Consider the following 21,657-nt stretch of genomic DNA (forward strand, 5'->3'; position numbering starts at 1 on the left):
CTCGTCAGTTGGGCTGTTCGCCGCGCAGGTAGTCAATCACCACATCGGCTGCGATGGTCGACATCCGCAAGCCGACATCCCTGGTGATGTCGCCTTCGACGCGGCTTTGCACCCAGCCAAGAAAGGCGAAGGCACGCAACGCGGCGAATAGAGGCAATGCGGCGATGTCCTGCGGGATCAGCGCACGCTCTTGCTGGTAGCCGTCAAGCAAAGCGGTTTCGATCAGCGGGTAGATCGCCTCCTCGCGGTTCTGATAGAGGGCGACGGCAAGGTCGTACATGTGCCAGCCATGGCCGCAATCGTCGAAATCGATGATGCGCACCGCGCTGTCATGGATGAGCACATTTTCGCGCACCAGATCGGCGTGGATGATGCCGAAATTGCGCGCGCTGCGCTCATGTTCCGACAGCGCCTTCACTGCCTTGTCGCGCGCCTGCAAGACCAGCGCGCGGCGAGGACCATCGAGAAAGGGCGAGGTCTCGAACCGGCCCCAGACCGGGTTCGCACCGAAGAAGCCGTCGAAGTCCCAGGCATGGCGGACGAAGCCCGCGGGCGGCGTCCACGAGGCAGTGACATTGTGCATATGGGCGATGGTCCGCCCGATCGCCGTGAAGATCTGGATCGACTGGTCGGCCGTGTAGGCCAGTGGCACGCCGCGTGCGCCCACGGCGCGGCCCTCCAGCCAGCTCAGGCAATCGGCCTGCCGGGGCTGCGCCGAGGTGGCCGTTCTGACAAGCACGAACGGATCGCCGGCCTGTGTTGCGACGCAAGACGGCGTGGCGACGCCGGCGGATTGCAGGAAGCCCATCCATTGCAGTTCCGAACGCAGCGCGGCGTCCGTGTGGTAGCCGAGCCGGTGGATGCGCATGGCTGCCGGCTGGCCATCCGGCAGCCGCACGCGGAAGACGGCGTTCTCGCGGTGCTTCAGAAGTTCCGGCTCAGAGTTGCGGACGCCCCAATGTTCGAGCGCACGCCTGGCGAGCTCCGTGACATCGGCTGCCGTTTCGGGCTGGGATTGGGTGGAAACAGAATTCACGCCGGCACTCCGCCGACTTGGCCCAGCACCTCGTCCAGCAGGCCGATCAGGAACTCGGCATTGTCGCGCGAGAACGGCATGGGCGGGCGGATCTTGAGCACATTGCCGTGGATGCCGGTCTTGCCCATCAGCACGCCGCGATGGCGCATGCGATTGGCGACCTGCTCGGCAATGTCGGGCGCCGGTTCGCGCGTGTCGCGGTCGTGGACCAGCTCGGCGCCGAAGAACAGTCCGGCCCCCCTGACCTCGCCGATGCACTCATGCCGATCGGCCAGCGGGCGCAGCAGGCCAAGCGCATAGGCGCCGACGTCTTGCGCGTTGGCGACAAGGTTTTCCTGTTCGATGACGTCGAGGACGGCATTGGCGACCGCGCAGGAGACCGGGTTGCCGCCAAAGGTGTTGAAGTAGCGGAAAGCGTCGCGGAAGGTCGCCAGTATCTCCTTGGTGGTGACCACGGCCGCGATCGGATGGCCATTGCCCATCGGCTTGCCCATGGTGACGATGTCGGGGACGAAGCCGGCGCGCTGATGGCCCCAGAAATGGCTGCCGGTGCGGCCGAAGCCGGGCTGCACTTCGTCGGCGATGACCAGACCACCGGCTTCGCGCACGGCCGCCAAGGCGTCGTCGAAAAATCCGGTGGGCAGAGCCGGGAAACCTTCATTGGCGAGCAGCGGACACAAGATGATGCCAGACAGGCCAATGCCGTCCTGTGCCAGCGAAGCGATCGCTTGACGCACGGCGTCGCCAAAGGCCTTGCCATTGGCCATCGCATCGGGATGGCGATAGCTGTCGGGGGCCGGCACCAGCCTGACATGGGGGGCGCGGCCGCGGATCGGCGGCATGCGCGTGCTCAGCTGCGAAACAGCCGCCGTGTTGCCATGATAGGTGGCATCGGTGGCGATGATGCCCATATTGCCGGAGGCGGCCTGCGCCATGCGCAGCGCTATGTCGTTGGCCTCGCTGCCGGTACAGGTCAGGATTGCGGTGGCGAGGCTTGCATCGAAGGTCGCCGTCAGCCGCTCGACATAGTCGAGAATTGCGGTGTGCAGATAGCGTGTGTGGGTGTTGAGCAGGCTTGCCTGACGGCACAAGGCCTCGACCACATGCGGGTGGCAATGGCCGACATGGGCGACGTTGTTGTAGGCATCGAGATACTTGCGGCCGTCGGCATCGTAGAGCCAGACGCCTTCGCCGCGCACCAGGTGCACGGGCTCGTCGTAGAACAATTGCGATTTCGCGCCGAGCAGGCGGGCACGCCGCTTGACGAGCGCTTCCTCGCTCGGGTTCTTCTCAGATTGGGTCATTGCGTACCAAACTCCATTGCGTCAGCGGGTCTATCAGGCCCTCGACAGACCTGCATCGATGGCCTCGCCGATCTTTGCCACGTCGGCGGCGCTGATGATCAGCGGCGGCGACAGGATGATGTTGTTGCCGGACACGCGCAGCATGACCCCGGCGTCATAGGTGGCTTCCGAAACCACGGCCATGGTCTTCTTGTCCACCGGCTTTTTCGTCGTGCGATCGGAGACCAGCTCTAGCGCAGCCATCAGGCCCTTGTACCTGATGTCGCCGACGATCGCGTGCTTGGCTTTTAGCCCCTCCAGCGTCGCCGCGAGCTCGATGCCGCGCGCGGCTGCGTTCTCGTCCAGGCGAAGCCGCTTGGTCTCGGCAAGTGCAGCCAGCCCTGCCGCGCAGCCGACAGGATGGCCGGAATAGGTATAGCCATGACCGATCGCCCCGAAGCTGGTCTTGTCGGCCTCGAAGACGTCGGCGACCTTGGCGCCGATCAAGGTGGCGCCGAGCGGGAAATAGCCCGAGGTGATCGCCTTGGCGATGGTCATGAAATCCGGCTTCACGCCGGATAGCCGCGAACCCGACCAGGCGCCGGTGCGACCGAAGCCCGTGACCACCTCGTCGGCGATCAGCAGGATTTCGTGGCGGTCGCATATTTCGCGGACCAGCGGCATGAAGCTGTCATGCGGAACGATGACGCCGCCGGCGCCGAGAACCGGCTCCATGATGAAGGCGGCAATGGTGTCGCCGCCCTGGAAGGCGATCTCGTCCTCCAGCGCTTTGGCGCACAGTTTGGCCAGCCGCGCCGGATCGGTCTCATCGAACGGATTGCGGAAGGTCCAGGGTGCGGGAATGTGGAAGACGCCGGGCATAAGCGGCTCATAGTTGCGGCGGAAATTGGCGTTGCCGTTGACCGACGCGCCGCCGAAATGGGTGCCGTGATAGCCCTTCTTCAGCGCGAGGAATTTTGTCCGGTCGCCCTGGCCGCGGATCTTCCAGTATTGGCGGGCGAGCCGCAGTGAGGTTTCGACCGAATCCGAGCCGCCCGAGGTGAAGAAGGTCCGCACCATGCCTTCCGGTTCGAACCATTCGCTGAGTTCGTAAGCGAGCTCGATCGACGGGCCGGTCGACGTGCCGCGAAACCCGGAATAGTAGGGCAGGGCGCTGAGTTGGTCGGCGATGGCCTTCTTGATGGGGTCGCAGGAGTAGCCGAGATTGACGTTCCACAGGCCGCCAACCGCATCGAGCACGGTGTTGCCGTCGATGTCTGTGACCATCACGCCTTCGCCTTTCATGATCACCTTTGGCGGGTTGGCCCGCATCTCGGCCGGGTGTGCCATCGGATGCCAGATCGGCTTGGCGTTTTTCTCGGTGAGGAAATTGATGTCGCGCATCGCAAGGCTCCGCAAATGTCTCAGGAGATGAGGTCGAAATGGCCGAGGGCCTCGGCATAGGAAAGTGCCGGCCGCGCGACGTCGAAATGAACGGTGCGCATGCCGGCGGCACGGCCGCCATCGACATTGCGCTGCTGGTCGTCAACGAACACACAGGCGCCGGCAGGCAGGCCGAGCGCCTCGGTCACCAAGGCATAGGCGCGCGGATCGGGCTTGAGGATGCCGGTATAGGTGGCGTCGACGATGGTGTCGAACAGCTCGAGCAGCGGCAGCCGCTGACGGAAGCCGGCGCCATAGAACAGATCTAGCTCGTTGGACAGGATCGCCAGGCGAAATCCCGCCGCATGCACGGTCCGGATGGCGCGGACGGCTTCGGGCCGCACGATCTTTTCCGGCTCGGCTCCGCGTGCGTGCTGGACGAATGTCTCCATCGCCTGCCAGTCCTCGCCGACGAGCCGGCCGACTTCGCTGGTGCGGGTGCGCCAATAATCGCGCTCGCTGATCTCGTCGGCCTGCATGGAGCGCCACAGCGGATCTGAATCCGGGTCGAACGGCCCGTGCCATTGCAGCGTTCCCGGCGCGAGGCCGAGCGCCTGTTCGGTCAAGGCATGGGTCTCGAAAAGGGTCCGGGTGACGACGCCGCCGAAATCGAGGACGAGCGCCTGGGCAGGAACAGCGCTCACGCAGCCACTCCCTTGGCCGGCATGCCGCGCGGGATGATGCCTTCCTCGACCCAGCGGTCGAAGATTTCGAGCGCCTTGCCGACGAACTCGTCGCTGTTGATGTGGGCGTCGATCTCGTGGAACTCGACGCCGGCGGGAATGGCCTTGCGCATCTCATCGGTGAACGCCGCGAGGGCTTCGGGTTCGTACAGCGGCTCGCCCTGCGCATCCCATTCCTGGATGCCGCCGGAGGGCAGGATGAAAGCGGAGCGCCCCTTCGACGCGCCGATCTTGGCGGCGATGGTCCTGGCGACTTCACGGCGGTCGTCGGCATCGACGGTGATCGAGGCGATCAACCTGTTATGAGCATGGAATGGCCGCTGCGCGAACTTTGTCGGCAGCGCCTGCCAGGTCGGCAAGTCGACCATGTCCACGGCGCCAGGGGCTGCGATCTGCGGAATGCCGCGGGCGCCGGCATTCTCCAGCCGGTCGGCGCCGGAGCTGACGACCGAGCCGGCAAGATGATTGGTGATCTCCTGCAGGCTGAAGTCGAACACCGCGCAGAAATGGTCCTGGCTGGCGATCGATTCGAAGGCCCGGCCGCCCATCCCGGTGGTGTGAAAGACCGCGACATCATAGCCGCGCCGCTCCAACGCCGGCTTCAGCGTCTTCATATAGCGCAGGCAACTGCTGCCCAGCGAAGTCATGCCGATCGTCGGTCCGACCGCCGGGGCCGAAGCACGGGATGCAAGCACGATCTTCGCCGCACCGACCACCGCGCCGCAGGCCTGGGAAAGGACCAGCTTGCAGATGGTGTTGAGGCCGTAGAGCCCGCCTGCCCACAGGATCATCATCAGGTCGGGCGCGATACGCTCGGGCGGAATGAGATGCGAGTAGGCGATGGTCGAGACGACGAATTTCGGCACGCCGAGCGGCAGGCACAGCGCGACATCGAGCGCCAAATCGGTTCCCATCGAACCGCCGATGGCGATGAAGGCGTCGATGTCGCCGCGCTGATGAAGCTGGCGCACGAGCTGAACGGCGCCGACGGCCATCAATGTCATGGCGGTGTTTTCATCGCCGCTCGAGACGATTTCGGCCATCGTCACGCCAGCGGCCCGCGCAACGGCATGCTTGTCGTGATCGGGACTATAGGCGGGGTCGCCCAGCACGCTGACGTCCATCATCACGGCGCGGCCACCGGATGCCTCGATACACGCTTTCATGAACAGCAGTTCGTCGGTCTTGGTGTCGCCCGTGCCGATGACCAGGATGCGGGGCGTTGCCATACTTACAGACATCAGGCCTGCCTCCTCAGGGTTTGCAGGTTTTCGCCATTGAGGCGCATCGAAATCTCCCGTGCTGCGGTCACAACCGCAAGCCCTCGTTCCACGATCGTAGCCGGTGTCGTCCTGGCCTTCGGGGCTGCCACCGCAATTGTCCCCAGCGCAAGACCATCGGCGGCGCGGATTGCAGCCGCGACGCCGATCACGCCGTCCTCATGGCCCTGGTCGCAGATCGGATAGCCGCGGTCGCGCGCCTCGCCGATCGACTTTGAAATGGCGGCCGGCTCGACGAGGGTATGATCGGTGAAGGCCTCAAGCGAACCTGTCAGGCATGCTTTCACGGTCGCGTTGTCGGCGAAGGCCAGATAGGCGATGCCGGAGGCGGTGGAATGCAGCGGCAGAAGCTGGCCGACATCGATGTTCACCCGGTTTGCCCAGCTTGAATGCTCGACATGGACGGTGATCAGCCTGTCGACGCCGAATTCCGACAGATGCACCGTCTCGGTTGTCGAACCCGCCAAATCCTGCGCCACGGGAATTGCCGTTTGCAGGAACGGGAAGCAGGCTTCGCGGATACGCGCCAGCCGCGACAGGCCGGCGCCGAGGCGATAGTGCCGCGCGCCGGCATCCTGCTCGACGAAGCCATGGCCGCCCAGCGCCATCAGCAGCCGCCGCGTCGTCGCCTTGTCGAAGGCGCACCGCCGCGCGAGATCGGAAAGTCCGAGCTCGGGCTCGTCCGCCGTGAACAGCTCCAGAAGTGAAATCGCCTTGCCGACGGTACCCATCCAGCCTCCCGCTCGGATAGAAACTTAATGTGTGAATTAACTTGACAGGCATCGGCATTCTTTGCAAGTCTATATTCAAAATAAGGGTTCAAATAATGAACCGATGGCATTCAGGGAACAGGCCGAGCGGCCGCGAACCCAGGGGTTCGTAAAACTGGAGGGACAAATGTCAGCAGTTTCGGAACAGGCGCCCGCCAACAGGCTGCGCAAGAACAGTCTTGGCGTCGGCGCTATCACCTTCATGGTGATTTCGGCGGCGGCGCCGCTCACCGCGGTCGCCGGCGGCACGCCGCTCGGCATGCTTATGGGCAATGGGGCGGGCTTTGCCGGCACCTATCTTATCGTGACCGTGTTGCTGCTGCTGTTTGCGGTCGGCTACGTCGCCATGTCGCGCCATGTCGGCAATGCCGGCGCCTTCTATGCCTATGCCGCGCGCGGGCTCGGCGGCTTTGCCGGCGGCGCAACCGCAATCATCGCGATCCTGTCCTACAATGCCATGCAGATCGGGGTCATGGGCCTGCTGGGGGCCGCGACCGCCGGCCTGTTCGCCGGCTGGGGCATCGACCTGCCCTGGTGGGTGTGGAGCTTCATCGCCGTCGCCATCGTCGCGGTGTTGGGCTACCGCCAGGTCGACCTGTCGGCCAAGATCCTGACGGTGCTGGTGCTGTGCGAATACATCGTGGTGCTGGTGTTAGACCTCGCCATCCTCAAGACCGGTGGCGACAGTGGTCTCTCGGCGGCGCCGTTCAGCTGGAGCCAGATCGTCAGCGGCTCGCCCGCCATCGCCATCCTGTTCTGTTTCGCCGCCTTCATCGGTTTCGAGGCGACGACGATCTACGCCGAGGAAGCCCGCGACCCCAAGGTGACGATTCCGCGCGCCACCTATTTCTCAGTGTTGCTGATCGGCGTCTTCTACATGGTCACGGCCTGGCTGATGGCGGTCGGCGCCGGCGTCGACAGATTGTTGCCCGCACTGCAGGCGCTTCAGGATCCGACGACTTTCCTGTTCGGCCTGTCCGACCGCTACGCCGGAACCATGCTGTCGCACGCCATGGGCATTCTGTTCGTGTCGAGCCTGTTTGCCGGCGTGCTGGCGTTCCACAACGCGGTTGCCCGCTACATCTACGTCTCGGGCCGCGAGAAGCTGTTGCCCGAAGCGATCGGCGTGACGCATTCAGTGCACCAGAGCCCGCATGTCGCTTCCGTCATCCAGAGCGTGTTGGCCGCGATCGTCATCGGACTGTTCGCGGTACTCGGCCTCGATCCGGTACTGGCGCTGTTTTCCTGGCTGACCAATGTCGCGACGCTGGGAGTCATTGTCATGATGGCGGTGGCCTCGCTCGCCGTGGTGATGTACTTCCGCGCCAACCCGTCGACGCAGGAGAATGCGCTGAAGACCACCATCCTGCCTGGGCTGGCCTTCATCGCTTTCGTCGTCATCATCTACCTGATCGTCATTAATTTTGGCAGCCTGTCCGGGGCCGGTGGCTTCCTTGGCGTGTTCCTGCCGGGACTGGTGCTGATTGCCGCGGTGGTCGGCCTGCTGCTTGCCGGTGCGTTGAAGAGCCGGGATCCGGTTGCCTTCGAAAATCTCGGCGTGCCGCTGAAGGACTAGGACAAAGGACAAGGGGGTAGCGCGTTCGGCGCCGCCCCTTTCCATCGCAAGGGAGTAACGGCGTTGAGCTTTGCCGAGAGCATCACCGTTGAGGCGCTGGAAGCCGATCCGTATCCGATCTATGCGGAACTGCGGCGCAGCGCGCCTGTCGCTTTCGTGCCGGCGGTCAATCTCTGGTTCGTCACCCGCTGGAAGGACGTCGAGACCGTCGCAAAGTCACCCGACATCTTCTCCGCCGTCGTCGGTACGTCTCCGGTCGAACGCTCGTTCGGCAAGCCGACCATCCTGACTACCGACGGCGAAACGCATAGACAGCTGCGCCAAGGCGTCGATCCGAAATACCGGCCGCGCACCGTCGCCGCCTATGCCGGCGATCTCGTACGGTCGATTGCCGAACCTTTTCTCGACCGGATCGCCGAACAAGGCTCCGCCGAGCTGATGGCGGATTATTTCGAGCCGGTGTCGACGCTCAGCCTGGCGCGCTCGCTCGGCATTGTCGACATCGACATGCCGACGCTGCGCCGCTGGTTCTATGGCCTTGCGCAGGGCGCCATCAATTTCGAGAACGACCCGAAGCGGCAAGAGATCGCCGACGCGATCAGCGCCGAGGTCGGCGCAGCCATCCCGCCGACTCTGGATAGACTGGCGCGCGCACCCGACGACTCGGCGCTGTCGCATATGCTGCATGACGGCATGCCGGAAGGCACGACGCGGCCGATCGATTTCTTGATGCCAAGCATCAAGGTCATCCTGCTTGGCGGCATGCAGGAGCCCGGACATGGTGCCGGTTCGATCCTCGCCGGCCTGCTTGCGCATCCCGAACAAGTGCGGCAGGTGCTCGCCGATCCCGAGACCTTTGTGCCCAGGGCTGTCGATGAAGGCTTGCGCTGGGTGGCGCCGATCGGCACCCAGACGCGGCAGACGACGCGGGCGGTCGAGCTTGGCGGCGTAACGATCCCTGCCGGCGCCGCGGTCGCTGCACTTGTCTCCTCGGCAAGCCGCGACGAGAGCCGCTTTGCCGATCCAGACCGCTTCGACATCAACCGCAGGGAAGGCAATCATGCCGCCTTCGGCTTTGGTCATCATTTCTGTTCGGGCCGGTTTTTCGCGCGCGAGCAGATGTGCCTCGCGTTAAGGCTGCTGCTCCTGCGCTTCCCCGATCTCAGCCTGGTGCCGGGCAAGGTGCCGGTGTTTCGCGGCTGGGAATTCCGAGCGCCAACCACGTTGTATGTTTCCCTGGGAGTCCGCCACCAATGATCAGCCAGAATGCCATCGACGCGCTGCGCAAGACGGAGATCGGCGAGCGGGGCTTGTTTATCGATGGCGTACAGGCCGCAGCGACGAGCGGCGCGACGCTGGCGGCGATTTCGCCGATCGACGGCCGCGCTTTTGCCAGCATCGCCGACGGCAATGCCGCCGACATCGATCGCGCGGTCCGATCGGCGCGAAAAGCATTCGAGAAGGGTTTATGGTCGCGCGCCGCCCCTGCCTTTCGCAAGAAGGTGCTGACGAAATTTGCCGAGCTGATCGAAAAACATGTCGATGAGCTGGTCGTGCTTGGCGTGCGCGACAACGGCACCGAGATCGGCATGGCCTACAAGGCCGAGCCGCTGTCGGCGGCCGGCACCATCCGCTACTACGCCGAGGCGATCGACAAGGTCTATGGCGAGATCGCGCCGACGGCCGACAATGTGCTCGGGCTGATCCACAGGGAGCCACTCGGTGTCGTCGGCGTCATCGTGCCGTGGAACTTCCCGCTGATGATCGGCGCCTGGAAGATTGCGCCCGCACTGGCCACCGGCAACAGCGTCGTCGTCAAGCCGCCGGAGATCGCCTCGCTGACCTTGCTGCGGCTGGCCGAACTCGCAAGCGAGGCTGGACTTCCCGAAGGCGTGTTCAACGTCGTTACCGGGCATGGTGCTGTCGCCGGCGAAGCGCTTGGCCTCCATATGGATGTCGACGCCATCGCCTTTACCGGATCGGGGCCGGTCGGCCGGCGGCTGCTCGAATACTCCGCCCGTTCCAATTTGAAGCGGGTCTTCCTCGAGCTTGGCGGCAAGTCGCCCAACATCGTCTTTGCCGACGCTCCGGACCTGAAGCAGGCGGCGGTCGTCTCGGCCAACGGCATCTTTCGCAATTCAGGCCAGGTCTGCGTGGCGGGCTCGCGTCTGCTCGTCCAGTCGTCGGTCTATGATCTTTTCATGGACGAACTTGTCTCGGCAACCACGCGGCTCAAGGTCGGCGACCCGCTCGATCTCGCCAGCGATATCGGTGCGGTATCGAGCGCCGAACAGCTGGACAAGAATCTCGGCTTCGTCGCCATGGCGCAAGCCGAAGGCGCCCGTCTCGTCGCCGGTGGCGAACGGATACTGACCGAGACCGGCGGCAGCTACATGGCGCCGACGATCTTCGAGAACGTGACGCAAGAGATGCAGTTGGCGCGCGAGGAGGTGTTCGGACCGGTGCTCGGCGTGATGCGCTTCGAGACCGAGGAGGAGGCGGTGCATCTGGCCAACTCCACTGTCTACGGACTTGCCTCGGCGGTGTGGACCGCCAATCTTTCCACGGCCCATCGCATGGTGCGCGCCATCAACGCCGGTGTCGTCCACGTCAACACCTATGGCGGAGCCGATATCACCGTGCCGCTTGGCGGCGTCAAACAGTCCGGTTTCGGCCGTGACAAGTCGCTGCATGCGCTGGAGAAATTTGTCGACCTCAAGACCGCCTGGATTGCGCTCTGAGCCTCGCGGAAAGGCCAGCATATCTGCTCTTTTCGTCAAGCTTGGCCTCAGAACGCCACGCTGGTGCTGGTTGGTGGCGATCAGGTCGTCGCTATCGGCAGCTCGACTAGCGTGGTGTCGCGGGTCCAGGCTTTGCGCGGAAAGCGGTGTTGCGACCGGCGGGTATCACAGCGTCCTACTCCGTTGTGCCGGCTTTTTTTCTGCGCCGATTGGTGTGCGACTGGGCGACGGCTATTCGTAATTCAGGTGTGACCTCCAAAGGCGCATTCTCTGTCCCATGCGGGTCTTGCAGCCCCTGGACGTGGACGGTCGGGAATGGGAGTTCGATGCCCTGCTCCTTGAAGGCCTGGCGGAGGCGCAAAAAGAACCTGCCTTTCATGCTGAAGGCGCCTCCAGGTCTGGTCGTGACCTTGACCCTCAAGACGATGCCGTACTCGCCGAACTCCTGCACCCCCTGCATCTTGATCGGTTCGATCACCCAGTGTTTGAACTCCGGATCTTCCGCCAGTTCCAAGCCAATTCGCTTGATCAGTTTGCGAGCAAAGTCGATATCGGTGTCATAGCCAACGGTGATGTTGAATTTGTCGGTGACCCAGTCACGGCTCTGGTTCTGCACGGCGCCGAGTTCGCCGAAAGGTATCGTGAACAGCGGACCACGATGGTGGCGCAGCTTCACCGAGCGCAGCGAAAAGCTCTCCACCGTACCCCTGTAGCTGCCCGATGAAATGTATTCGCCGACACGGAAAGCATCGTCGAGCAGATAAAACACGCCAGAGATCACGTCCTTGACGATGGTTTGCGCGCCAAAACCCACGGCGACGCCGACGACGCCGGCGCCGGCGATCAGCGGGCCGATCTGGATGCCGATCGAAGCGAGCATCATCAGCACCGCCATCACGATGATCACTGCTAGCAGAATGTTCTGGATGATCGGCAACAGCGTGTGCAGCCGCGCCTGATGCGGATCGAGGGTGAGGATGTCTTCTTCGCTCACCACCGCTTGCGGTATCGCCACGCCCAGCTTTCGTTCGATCAAGGCTTTGATGATCGACCAGCCGAAATCGGCAGCAAGGGCAATGACCACCACGTTGATCAAGCCGCGCAATATGAGCATGGTGGTCGTATCGCTGCCGCGCATGGATTGCATGTCCAGGCCCAGCACGCGTGCGAGAAGGTAAGCCGCCGCGAGGATGAAAATCATCCGGATACCGCGATCGATGACAGCGATCGTCACCGCCGGGATCGTCGGCCGGCCGACATCTTCCGAACCCGGCCGCAGGACGAAATTAACCCCGCGCTCCGTCAACACGATTGCCAGGGGCAGAAAGAAAGAGGCGAAGGTAAACCAAAAGAAGGTGTAGAGGCCGGCAATGCGTTCGAGGAACAGAACGACGAAATAAGCCGTCAACACCCATGTCACTGCCGTGTGGCCGCTGTGGCGCGCGCCGTCTCGCTGCGTTCTTGGCCGACGCCAAATGGCCAGCAGGAAGAGCAACAGCAGGATGAAATCGGCGCCGACGGACAGGACCATCATTCCGTCCTGGTCTATGCCGAGACCCGGCAAGAGGACAAACGCGGAGGCGAAGAAGGCGAAAACGCCGACGATCCGGGGCAGCCAATAAGCCCAATGGTCAGCAGCTCCGTTGGTGATCGGCAGGGCACGAACCTCGATGGCGTGCTCGACCTCCATGAAAGAAGGGACGAGCGTGGCCATCACGTATAGGCGCACAGCCCACGTAAAGACCGCAGCCATCAGAAATGTCAGCACAATCTCGCGGATGAGCGCTGGCCAGTCGAACAGCATGAACGCACCGGCGCTGCCCAGCGCGAACGAGCCGATCATCATGCTGGAATAAAGCGTGCGGCCGCCGATCTTCTTGGCCCGCCCGATGGGCGTATCTCTGGGTTGCGCGATGATCCAAAGACGAAATGGACGGGTGAGCTTGTATATTGCCCAGGTGAGCGCCAGGCCGGCAGCGATAAAGATCGCAATCAGCACCAATATGCTGACGGGGCCCTTGCTGGACATATCGTCCATTGTCTGGGCCCGGACGCGTGCGAACTGGCCCGGCAGTGTGGGCACGGTTCGCACGATTTTCTCGATGTGATGCTTGATCCGATCGAGCGTCGAGGATGCCATAGTATTCATCTGGCCCGGTGCGGCCACGGCGTCGGCCGGCGGAGCGCTAGTCTCGGCAGGCGCTTCCGTCGATCCTGCGCCCTGATTTCGTTGCTCGGCCACCCAGGCCTTCACCGACGGATCGTCGAGAAGCTCGAACAGCTGTTTGACCTTGTCGGGCGTGACGGCGGCCGGTGCCTGGGCCTGTGCCGGGCCAGCCAGCACGAGGGCGATCCCAAGGACGAACGGCCCGGCAATCAGGGCAAACTTCGTCGTCAGGCCTCCGAGACGCCGTGCCGAGCGCGCCAGCTTGCTGGCTCCCAATCGTCGATTCATGAGCAGCATCGTGCGGTAACCTTCCGGTCAGATCGGCGAGCAAGGACAGCTATGTCCGTCGTTGCCCCCACCTTTAACAAGCCGATGTTGCGGTGCAAGTCTCATCGCACCTAGACCGTTGGGTAGGGCACCAGGCGACCGGCAAGGCTGTCATCACCAGCGCCAGCGTTGCGCTGCATTCCTTGTCCCGACCACCTAGACCGGGTCGTTGTCGGTCGTCGGTTGCTTCGCGGCGGGAGCCTGTGACCATGCCGCATTGCACAATTTTGCGACCTTGCCCACAATGCACGCATGGTCCGCAGCTCACTCGCCGTCCTGGTCATCGACGAAAACCGTATCCGCGCCGCGATCATCGAGGCAGGTTTGCGCGAGGCCGGCCATGAGCGGGTCACCGTCATCCACGACGTGACCGGCATTGCGCGGCGCATCGCTGAGATCGAGCCGGACGTCATCGTCATCGACCTGGAAAACCCGAACCGCGACATGCTGGAAAACATGTTCCAGCTGTCGCGTGCGGTGAAGCGGCCGATCGCCATGTTCGTCGACCGATCGGACCAGGCATCGATCGAAGCGGCGGTCGATGCCGGCGTTTCGGCCTATGTCGTCGACGGCCTCAGGCAAGAGCGCGTCAAGCCGATCCTGGACATGGCGGTCAGCCGCTTCAACGCTTTCTCGCGCATGGCGCGCGAGCTGGAAGAGGTTCGAGGGGAGCTTGAGAGCCGCAAGGTGATCGACCGTGCCAAGGGCATCCTGATGAAGTCGCGCGGCCTGACCGAAGAGGCCGCCTACACGCTGCTGCGCAAGACGGCGATGAACCAGAACCGCAAGATCGGCGACATTGCCCAGAGCCTTGTGACTGCCGCCGGGCTGCTCGGGCCGTCGGAGGACGAATGAGCATGAGCGCCGAGCACCAGATCACCGCCGGCTTCATGCCGCTCTTCGACAGTGCCGTGCTGGTTGCGGCGGGTGAGCTTGGATTTGCCGCGCGCGAGGGCATCGATCTCACACTGCACCGCGAGACCTCCTGGGCCAACATCCGCGACCGCATCGCCATCGGCCATTTCCACCTGGCGCACATGCTGGGGCCGATGCCGCTCGCCTGCAATCTCGGGCTGACGCCGCTTGCTTCCGAGACCATCGTGCCGTTTTCGCTCGGGCTTGGCGGCAATTGCGTCACCATCTCCAACGCCGTCTGGGAAGGCATGGCGGCACACGGCGCCATACCCGATCTCGAGCCCGCGCGCGCGGGCGCAGCCCTTCGTGCCTTCATTCGCGAGCGCGCCGGGGCTGGCGGCGATCCGCTGCGCTTTGCCGTGGTGCACCCGCATTCGGGGCATAATTACGAACTGCGCTACTGGCTTGCCGGATGCGGCATCGATGCGGAGCGCGAGATCGAGATCGTCATCGTGCCGCCGCCCTTCATGGCCGATGCGCTGGCCGCTGGGCGGATCGACGGCTACTGCGTCGGCGAGCCCTGGAACAGCGCCTCGGTCGCCGCCGGCACCGGCCATATCGTCACCGTCAAGGCGCTGCTGTGGCGCAACAGTCCGGAGAAGGTGATCGGCGTGCGCAAGGCCTGGTCGCAGGAGAACCCGGTCGCGCTGGCAGCATTGCTGCGCGCGCTGCATCATTCGGCGCGCTGGTGCCAGGATCGGGGCAACCACGCCGAACTGGCTGGTGTGATGGCTCAAGCTGGCTTCCTGGGCCTGCCACCAGCTGTCCAGATGCCGATCCTGACCGGCCATCTTGAACTGGGCGGCGGCGCCGAACTGGATGTCGACGACTTCTTCCTGCCCTTCGACAAGGCGGCGAACTTTCCGTGGAAGAGCCATGCGCTGTGGTTCTATACGCAGATGGTGCGCTGGGGGCATGTCGAGCACACGCCGGAAAACCTTGCTATCGCCCGTGACTGCTACCGTCCGGACCTCTACCGCTCGGCGCTAAAGCCGCTTGGCGTTGCACTTCCCGGCGCCAATGCGAAGGTCGAGGGCGCGCTTAAGGTCGCCACGGCTGTCGGTGCGACCGGGGCAGGCTTGGTGCTTGGGCCGGACGGCTTCTTCGACGGTCAGACCTTCGACCCCGACGAGATCGACGGCTATATAGCGCGCCAGAAAGCGGCTCGCGCGGAAGCCTGATCATTCTCGCGCCATTCTTGTGCATTGCACAAAAAATGTGCGTGCGATTGCTGTAATGAACAATCTTTGACCTGCTTGCGATGTCGCCTCGCGTGCCGGCGTCTGGCGCGTAATGTTGATTTCATTTAGGTTTTTCGTTTCACTCAGAACTGGCACGGTTCCTGCTTTGAATTAGCCAGGCCCTTCGCGGGTCACGGAACAGGCGTCCAATGGCGGGCGCCACAGGCAAAGCTGCCGCTCAGGTCAACGACGCGATCCCGGATATACGGACGCGCGAGGCCTGGACGGCGGCTTTTTTGTTTTGGCCACTCGACGAAGCCCTCGCGTTCAACCGGAGATCACGATGAAAGAAAAAATAGGGAAATGGATCGGGACGGGAACATCGCTCAAGGATGTGACGCGCCGCGATTTTCTTGTCAGCAGCGCCATGACGGCCGGCCTGTTCGTGGCGGCCCGCAAGCTCTTCCCCTCGGGCGCCTATGCCGCCACGACCGCTCCGGAGGTCACCGGCGCCAAGCTCGGCTTCATCGCGCTGACCGACGCGGCGCCGCTGATGATCGCCAAGGAGAAGGGGCTGTTCGCCAAGTTCGGCATGCCCGACGTCGAGGTGATCAAGCAGGCCTCCTGGGGCGCGACGCGCGACAATCTGATGCTCGGCGGCGAAGCCAACGGCATCGACGGCGCTCACATCCTGACGCCGCTGCCCTATCTCATGCACACCGGCAAGGTGACGCAGAACAACCAGCCGATGCCGATGGCTATCGTGGCGCGGCTCAACTACGACTGCCAGGGCATTTCGGTTGCGCAGGAATACGCCGGCACCGGTGTCGGCCTCGACGCCTCCAAGCTGAAGGACGCCTTCGCCGCCAAGAAGGCGGCCGGCAAGGAAATCAAGGCCGCCATGACGTTCCCGGGCGGCACGCATGATTTGTGGCTGCGCTATTGGCTGGCCGCCGGCGGCATCGATCCCGACAAGGACGTCTCGACCATCGTCGTGCCGCCGCCGCAGATGGTCGCCAACATGAAAGTCGGCAACATGGACGTGTTCTGCGTTGGCGAACCGTGGAACGAACAGCTCGTCCACCAGGGCGTTGGTTTCACCGCCGCCACCACCGGCGAACTGTGGAAGGGTCATCCCGAAAAGGCGCTCGGCCTCCGCGCCGAATTCATCGACAAATACCCGAACGCCACCAAGGCGATCGTGATGGCCGTCATGGAGGCCCAGCAATGGTGTGAGGCCACGGAGAACAAGGACGAGATGGCCGCCATCATCGGCAAGCGGCAATGGATGAACGTGCCTGTCGCCGACATTATCGGCCGCCTCAAGGGCGACATCAACTACGGCAATGGCCGCGTGGCCACCGGCACTGACCTCTACATGAAATTCTGGAAGGGTGGCGTCTCCTATCCCTACAAGAGCCACGACAGCTGGTTCCTCGCCGAAAACATCCGTTGGGGAAAATTCGCGCCGACCACCGACATCAAGACGCTGGTCGATCAGGTCAATCGCGAGGATATCTGGCGCGAGGCGGCGAAGGATCTCGGCGTTGCCGCAGCCGATATTCCGGCCTCGTCGTCGCGCGGCGTCGAGACCTTCTTCGACGGCAAGATTTTCGACCCGGCCAACCCGTCGGCCTATCTCGACAGCCTGAAGATCAAGGCATCGGCTTGACCAGCGCAAACGGCGCGTTCCGCCGTTTGTCGCCCCAGCGCAACGGCGCTTCGCCGTTGTCGCCCGCATCGACCCCGGAGTTATTGTCAGACATGTCCATCCAAGCCATTGAGGAAACCACGGTGAAGGCGTTCCCCGCCAAGCCTGCCGCGGTCATCGCTTTCACCGCCAAAGCGCGGCGCCGCTTCGACCCGATCGCGATCGCCGGCAGGCTGGCCACCGCCCTGGTGCCGCCGGTCATCGTTATCGCCTTGATGCTGGTCGTGTGGCAGATCGCCTGCTCGTCGCCGACCGCCAGCCTGCCGCCGCCCAGCCAGGTGTGGAACGAGGCCTATGACCTGATCGCGCATCCGTTCTTCAACAACGGCCCGCAGGATATCGGCCTTGCGTGGCGGGTGCTGATCTCTCTGCAGCGCGTCGCCATCGGCTTCGGCCTGGCGGCGATCGTCGGCGTCGCGCTCGGCGCCCTGGTCGGCCAGTCGATCTGGGCCATGCGTGGCCTTGATCCGGTGTTCCAGATACTGCGCACCGTGCCGCCGCTGGCCTGGTTGCCGCTGTCGCTGGCTGCTTTCCGCGATTCCAGCCCGTCGGCGCTGTTCGTTATCTTCATCACCTCGATCTGGCCGATCATCATCAACACCGCCGTCGGCGTGCGAAACATTCCGGAAGACTACCGCAACGTCTCGTGCATCTTGCGGCTCAACCAGTTCGAATTCTTCGTCAAGATCATGGTTCCGGCCGCCGCACCCTACATCTTCACCGGCTTAAGGATCGGCATCGGCCTGTCCTGGCTCGCCATCGTCGCCGCCGAAATGCTGACCGGCGGCGTCGGCATCGGCTTCTTCATCTGGGACGCCTGGAACTCGTCGCGGCTGCCCGACATCATCGTCGCGCTCGCCTATATCGGCGTCACCGGCTTCTGCCTCGACCGCCTGGTCGCTGCGGTCGGCGCTTTCGTCACCCGCGGCACAACGGCAAAGTGAGGAGAGGGCGATGACGGCCTATCTGAAGCTCGACCATATCGACAAATCCTTTGCCCGCGGCGGTCAGGTCAGCGAGGTGCTCAAGGACATCAGGCTGACCATCGACAAGGGCGAATTCGTCTCCATCATCGGCCATTCCGGCTGTGGCAAGTCGACCTTGCTCAATCTGATCGCCGGGCTGACCAAGGTTTCCGCCGGCGCCGTGCTGCTTGAAAACAAGGAGGTCGACAGCCCCGGACCCGAGCGCGCCGTGGTGTTCCAGAACCACAGCCTGCTGCCATGGCTCACCGTCTACGAAAACATCAGCCTGGCGGTGTCGAAAGTCTTTGGCCGTTCCAAGAGCAGGACCGAGCGACATGACTGGATCATGCGCAATCTCGATCTCGTGCAGATGGCCCATGCCAAGGACAAGCGGCCGGCCGAAATATCGGGCGGCATGAAGCAGCGCGTCGGCATTGCCCGGGCGCTTGCCATGGAGCCGAAGATCCTGTTGCTCGACGAGCCGTTCGGGGCACTCGACGCGCTGACGCGCGCCCATCTGCAGGATGCGGTTATGGACATCCATTCCCGGCTCGGCTCGACGACGATCATGATCACCCACGATGTCGACGAGGCGGTGCTGTTGTCCGACCGCATCGTCATGATGACCAACGGTCCGGCGGCGACAATCGGCGAGGTGCTTGCGGTGCCGCTGCTGCGGCCGCGTCGACGCGTCGAACTCTCTTCCGACCGCACCTTCCTGCGCTGCCGCGAAGCGGTGCTGAAGTTCCTCTATGAACGCCACCGCTTCGTCGAAGCCGCGGAGTAACGCCATGACCGAAAAACTCGTCATCATCGGCAACGGCATGGCCCCCGGGCGCATGCTGGAGCATCTGCTCGAACAGGCGCCGGGCCGCTACACCGTGACCATTTTCAACGCCGAGCCGCGGGTGAACTACGACCGCATCATGCTGTCGCCGGTTCTCTCCGGCGAAAAGGCCTATGAGGAAATCATCATCCACGGCGACGGCTGGTACATCGCCAACAACATCACCCTCTACAAAGGTCACAAGATCGTCGCCATCGACCGGGCGGCCAAGACAGTCACCTCCGATCACGGCGTCACCGAGCCTTACGACAAGCTCGTCATCGCCACCGGATCGGTGCCCTTTATCATTCCGGTGCCCGGCCATGATCTGCCGGGGGTGCTGACCTATCGCGACCTCGACGATGTTCAGGCCATGATGCTTGCCGCCCAGTCGCGCGCCAAGGCCGTGGTCATCGGCGGTGGCCTGCTCGGGCTGGAGGCGGCAGCAGGTTTGAACGCCCAAGGCATGGACGTCACCGTGCTGCATGTCATGCCGACATTGATGGAGCGTCAGCTCGATCCAGCCGCCGGCTATCTCCTGCAGCGCGCGGTGGAACAGCGCGGCATCAAGGTCATCACCAAGGCCAACACCCAGGCGATCACCGGCAACGGCAAGGTCGGGCAGGTGGAGCTTGCCGACGGCAATATTATCCCGGCAACGCTGGTGGTGATGGCGGTCGGCATCCGGCCGAATGCGGCGCTGGCCAAGGAGGCCGGCATAGCCGTCAATCGTGGTATTGTCGTCGATGCCGGCATGCGCAGCAACGACCCCGACATCTACGCGCTCGGCGAATGCGCCGAGGTCAACGGCCAGGTCTACGGGCTGGTCGCGCCGCTCTACGAGATGGCGCGCGTTGCCGCGAACCAGTTGGCCGGCAACGAGGCAGCGGCCTTCGTCCACATGGACACGCCGACCAAGCTCAAGGTCACCGGCATCGACCTGTTCTCGCTTGGCGACTTCGCCGAAGGCGAGGACCGCCAGGAGATCGTGCTGCGCGATGCCGCCGCCGGCGTCTACAAGCGCCTTGTGCTCAAGGACGACCGCATCATCGGCACCGTGCTTTATGGCGAGACGGCGGATGGGGCCTGGTTCAACGATCTCAAGAAGAAGCAGACCGACATATCGGAGATGCGCGACACGCTCATCTTCGGCCAGTCCTACCAGGGGGGTGCCCCGCTGGACCCTATGGCGGCCGTTGCAGCCTTGCCGGATGATGCGGAAATCTGCGGCTGCAACGGCGTTTGCAAGGGCAAGATCACCGGCGCGATCACGGCCAAGGGCCTGGCTTCGCTCGACGACGTGCGCGCCCACACCAAGGCATCGGCTTCCTGCGGTTCGTGCACCGGGCTGGTCGAGAAGCTGATGGTGCTGACCATCGGCGACAAATACAACCCGGCCGCCGTGCAACCGATGTGCGGCTGCACCACGCTCGGCCATGACGAGGTGCGCCGGCTGATCATCGCCAAGAGCCTGAAGACCATTCCCGCCGTCATGCAGGAGCTGGAATGGACGACCTCCTGCGGCTGCGCAAAATGTCGGCCGGCGCTCAACTACTATCTCGTCTGCGACTGGCCGAACGATTACGCCGACGACTATCAGTCGCGCTTCATCAACGAACGCGTCCACGCCAACATCCAGAAGGACGGCACCTATTCGGTGGTGCCGCGCATGTGGGGCGGCGTCACCAACGCCGCCGAACTGCGCGCCATCGCCGACGTCGTCGATAAGTTCGAGATACCGATGGTCAAGGTCACCGGCGGCCAGCGCATCGACATGCTGGGCATCCGCAAGGAGGATCTGCCGGCGGTGTGGGCCGATCTCGGCCAGGCCGGCTTCGTCTCAGGCCATGCTTACGCCAAGGGCCTGCGCACGGTGAAGACCTGTGTCGGCTCCGACTGGTGCCGCTTCGGCACGCAGGATTCGACCGGCCTCGGCATTCGCATCGAGAAATTCATGTGGGGCTCGTGGACCCCGGCCAAGGTTAAGATGGCGGTGTCGGGCTGTCCGCGCAACTGCGCCGAGGCGACCTGCAAGGATGTCGGCGTGATCTGTGTCGACAGTGGCTACGAGATCCATTTCGCCGGCGCCGCCGGCCTCGACATCAAGGGCACCGAAGTGCTTGGCCTGGTCAAGACCGAAGACGAGGCGCTGGAGCATATCGTGGCGCTGACGCAGATGTACCGCGAGCAGGGCCGCTATCTCGAGCGCATCTACAAATGGGCCAAGCGCATCGGCATCCCCGAGATCAAGCGCCAGATCATGGACGACGGTGCAAAGCGCAAGGCCTATTACGAGCGCTTCGTCTTCAGCCAGAAATTCGCCCAGGTCGACCCGTGGTCGGAACGCGTCTCCGGCAAGGACAAGCACGAGTTCCGGCCAATGGCTTCTGTCGGGTTTGCGCAGGCGGCGGAGTGATCAAAATGGACTGGATATCGATCGGCTCACTCTCCGACATCCCGCGGCGTGGCGCGCGCTGCGTCGACACACCCGAGGGCAAGATCGCCGTCTTCCGCACGCAGGACGATCAGGTCTATGCCATCGACGATCATTGCCCGCACAGAGGTGGGCCGCTGAGCCAAGGCATCGTCCACGGCACCGCCGTCACCTGTCCCTTGCACAATTGGGTCATCTCGCTGGAGACGGGCAAGGCGCTCGGCGCCGACGAGGGCGCCGTGCGCACCATTCCTGTGCGGATCGAGGGCGAGCTCCTGTTCATTGCGCTGAAAGCGCTGGCCAGCCGCGCGGCCTGAAG

General features: G+C 63.7%; 17 protein-coding genes. 10 read left to right on the forward strand and 7 right to left on the reverse strand.

The genetic code is table 11. From position 1 onward, the window contains the following. Positions 1-4: 4 nt before the first annotated feature. Genes X726_RS164605 through X726_RS164580 form a run of 6 tightly spaced genes read right to left on the reverse strand, consistent with a single transcriptional unit; the run spans position 5 to position 6,456 of the window. A complete protein-coding gene (locus X726_RS164605; protein ID WP_023667832.1) occupies positions 5-1,036 on the reverse strand; it encodes a phosphotransferase in 1,032 nt (343 codons plus the stop codon). After that, the gene (locus X726_RS164600; RefSeq protein ID WP_023667833.1) at positions 1,033-2,340 is read right to left on the reverse strand and encodes an aminotransferase class III-fold pyridoxal phosphate-dependent enzyme; all 1,308 of its coding nucleotides are present in this window, start codon (positions 2,338-2,340) and stop codon (positions 1,033-1,035) included. Before X726_RS164600 ends, X726_RS164605 begins: the two co-directional genes overlap by 4 nt. Positions 2,341-2,373: 33 nt before the next feature. After that, complete coding sequence (locus X726_RS164595) at positions 2,374-3,723, reverse strand: aminotransferase class III-fold pyridoxal phosphate-dependent enzyme (RefSeq protein WP_023667834.1); 1,350 nt, start codon at positions 3,721-3,723, stop codon at positions 2,374-2,376. A gap of 20 nt (positions 3,724-3,743) precedes the next feature. Then, positions 3,744-4,406, reverse strand: coding sequence for an HAD-IA family hydrolase (locus X726_RS164590; protein WP_023667835.1), 663 nt, complete (start codon positions 4,404-4,406; stop codon positions 3,744-3,746). Further along, on the reverse strand, positions 4,403-5,686 hold the full coding sequence (locus tag X726_RS164585; protein WP_031214537.1) for a Tm-1-like ATP-binding domain-containing protein: 1,284 nt from the start codon (positions 5,684-5,686) through the stop codon (positions 4,403-4,405). The genes X726_RS164590 and X726_RS164585 overlap by 4 nt, the downstream gene beginning before the upstream one ends. Further along, positions 5,686-6,456, reverse strand: coding sequence for an IclR family transcriptional regulator (locus X726_RS164580; protein ID WP_023667837.1), 771 nt, complete (start codon positions 6,454-6,456; stop codon positions 5,686-5,688). The genes X726_RS164585 and X726_RS164580 overlap by 1 nt, the downstream gene beginning before the upstream one ends. A gap of 166 nt (positions 6,457-6,622) precedes the next feature. On the opposite strand from X726_RS164580, the gene X726_RS164575 reads away from it, so the two are divergent. From X726_RS164575 to X726_RS164565, 3 genes are all read left to right on the forward strand, one after another. Next, complete coding sequence (locus X726_RS164575) at positions 6,623-8,071, forward strand: APC family permease (protein ID WP_023667838.1); 1,449 nt, start codon at positions 6,623-6,625, stop codon at positions 8,069-8,071. Between the two features lie 63 nt (positions 8,072-8,134). Beyond that, complete coding sequence (locus X726_RS164570) at positions 8,135-9,328, forward strand: cytochrome P450 (protein WP_023667839.1); 1,194 nt, start codon at positions 8,135-8,137, stop codon at positions 9,326-9,328. Then, positions 9,325-10,812, forward strand: coding sequence for an aldehyde dehydrogenase (locus X726_RS164565; RefSeq protein ID WP_023667840.1), 1,488 nt, complete (start codon positions 9,325-9,327; stop codon positions 10,810-10,812). The genes X726_RS164570 and X726_RS164565 overlap by 4 nt, the downstream gene beginning before the upstream one ends. Positions 10,813-10,987: 175 nt before the next feature. Here the strand turns inward: X726_RS164565 and X726_RS164560 are convergent, their stop codons facing one another. Further along, positions 10,988-13,276 (reverse strand): mechanosensitive ion channel family protein, encoded by a 2,289-nt coding sequence (locus X726_RS164560; protein WP_023667841.1) that lies wholly within the window; start codon positions 13,274-13,276, stop codon positions 10,988-10,990. A gap of 282 nt (positions 13,277-13,558) precedes the next feature. Here X726_RS164560 and X726_RS164555 point away from each other — a divergent pair, with 282 nt between their 5' ends. The 7 genes from X726_RS164555 to nirD all read left to right on the forward strand — a co-directional run bounded on the left by X726_RS164555 (position 13,559) and on the right by nirD (position 21,655). Further along, positions 13,559-14,161, forward strand: coding sequence for an ANTAR domain-containing response regulator (locus X726_RS164555; RefSeq protein WP_023667842.1), 603 nt, complete (start codon positions 13,559-13,561; stop codon positions 14,159-14,161). Positions 14,162-14,163: 2 nt separating this feature from the next. After that, positions 14,164-15,402, forward strand: coding sequence for a CmpA/NrtA family ABC transporter substrate-binding protein (locus X726_RS164550; RefSeq protein WP_031214540.1), 1,239 nt, complete (start codon positions 14,164-14,166; stop codon positions 15,400-15,402). A 343-nt stretch (positions 15,403-15,745) separates the two neighbouring features. Next, positions 15,746-17,074 (forward strand): CmpA/NrtA family ABC transporter substrate-binding protein, encoded by a 1,329-nt coding sequence (locus X726_RS164545; protein ID WP_023667844.1) that lies wholly within the window; start codon positions 15,746-15,748, stop codon positions 17,072-17,074. A 92-nt stretch (positions 17,075-17,166) separates the two neighbouring features. Beyond that, on the forward strand, positions 17,167-18,057 hold the full coding sequence (ntrB, locus tag X726_RS164540; protein ID WP_023667846.1) for a nitrate ABC transporter permease: 891 nt from the start codon (positions 17,167-17,169) through the stop codon (positions 18,055-18,057). A gap of 10 nt (positions 18,058-18,067) precedes the next feature. Continuing rightward, a complete protein-coding gene (locus X726_RS164535) occupies positions 18,068-18,865 on the forward strand; it encodes an ABC transporter ATP-binding protein (protein ID WP_023667847.1) in 798 nt (265 codons plus the stop codon). A 4-nt stretch (positions 18,866-18,869) separates the two neighbouring features. Continuing rightward, positions 18,870-21,320: a nitrite reductase large subunit NirB gene (gene nirB, locus X726_RS164530; RefSeq protein WP_023667848.1), complete on the forward strand. Its 2,451-nt coding sequence runs from the start codon at positions 18,870-18,872 to the stop codon at positions 21,318-21,320. 5 nt (positions 21,321-21,325) lie between these two features. Next, positions 21,326-21,655: a nitrite reductase small subunit NirD gene (gene nirD, locus X726_RS164525; RefSeq protein WP_023686954.1), complete on the forward strand. Its 330-nt coding sequence runs from the start codon at positions 21,326-21,328 to the stop codon at positions 21,653-21,655. Positions 21,656-21,657: the final 2 nt, after the last annotated feature.

The organism is Mesorhizobium sp. LSJC285A00, from assembly GCF_000503155.1.
Classification (GTDB): Bacteria; Pseudomonadota; Alphaproteobacteria; order Rhizobiales; family Rhizobiaceae; genus Mesorhizobium.

What these genes read in the sequence shown, in the direction of transcription:
- ntrB (WP_023667846.1), top strand. Translation starts at nt 17,167, where the DNA reads ATGTCCATCCAAGCCATTGAGGAAACCACGGTGAAGGCGTTCCCCGCC.
- X726_RS164580 (WP_023667837.1), bottom strand. Translation starts at nt 6,456, where the DNA reads ATGGGTACCGTCGGCAAGGCGATTTCACTTCTGGAGCTGTTCACGGCG.
- X726_RS164555 (WP_023667842.1), top strand. Translation starts at nt 13,559, where the DNA reads ATGGTCCGCAGCTCACTCGCCGTCCTGGTCATCGACGAAAACCGTATC.
- X726_RS164560 (WP_023667841.1), bottom strand. Translation starts at nt 13,276, where the DNA reads ATGCTGCTCATGAATCGACGATTGGGAGCCAGCAAGCTGGCGCGCTCG.
- nirB (WP_023667848.1), top strand. Translation starts at nt 18,870, where the DNA reads ATGACCGAAAAACTCGTCATCATCGGCAACGGCATGGCCCCCGGGCGC.
- X726_RS164545 (WP_023667844.1), top strand. Translation starts at nt 15,746, where the DNA reads ATGAAAGAAAAAATAGGGAAATGGATCGGGACGGGAACATCGCTCAAG.
- nirD (WP_023686954.1), top strand. Translation starts at nt 21,326, where the DNA reads ATGGACTGGATATCGATCGGCTCACTCTCCGACATCCCGCGGCGTGGC.
- X726_RS164585 (WP_031214537.1), bottom strand. Translation starts at nt 5,686, where the DNA reads ATGTCTGTAAGTATGGCAACGCCCCGCATCCTGGTCATCGGCACGGGC.
- X726_RS164565 (WP_023667840.1), top strand. Translation starts at nt 9,325, where the DNA reads ATGATCAGCCAGAATGCCATCGACGCGCTGCGCAAGACGGAGATCGGC.
- X726_RS164600 (WP_023667833.1), bottom strand. Translation starts at nt 2,340, where the DNA reads ATGACCCAATCTGAGAAGAACCCGAGCGAGGAAGCGCTCGTCAAGCGG.
- X726_RS164550 (WP_031214540.1), top strand. Translation starts at nt 14,164, where the DNA reads ATGAGCGCCGAGCACCAGATCACCGCCGGCTTCATGCCGCTCTTCGAC.
- X726_RS164535 (WP_023667847.1), top strand. Translation starts at nt 18,068, where the DNA reads ATGACGGCCTATCTGAAGCTCGACCATATCGACAAATCCTTTGCCCGC.
- X726_RS164575 (WP_023667838.1), top strand. Translation starts at nt 6,623, where the DNA reads ATGTCAGCAGTTTCGGAACAGGCGCCCGCCAACAGGCTGCGCAAGAAC.
- X726_RS164595 (WP_023667834.1), bottom strand. Translation starts at nt 3,723, where the DNA reads ATGCGCGACATCAATTTCCTCACCGAGAAAAACGCCAAGCCGATCTGG.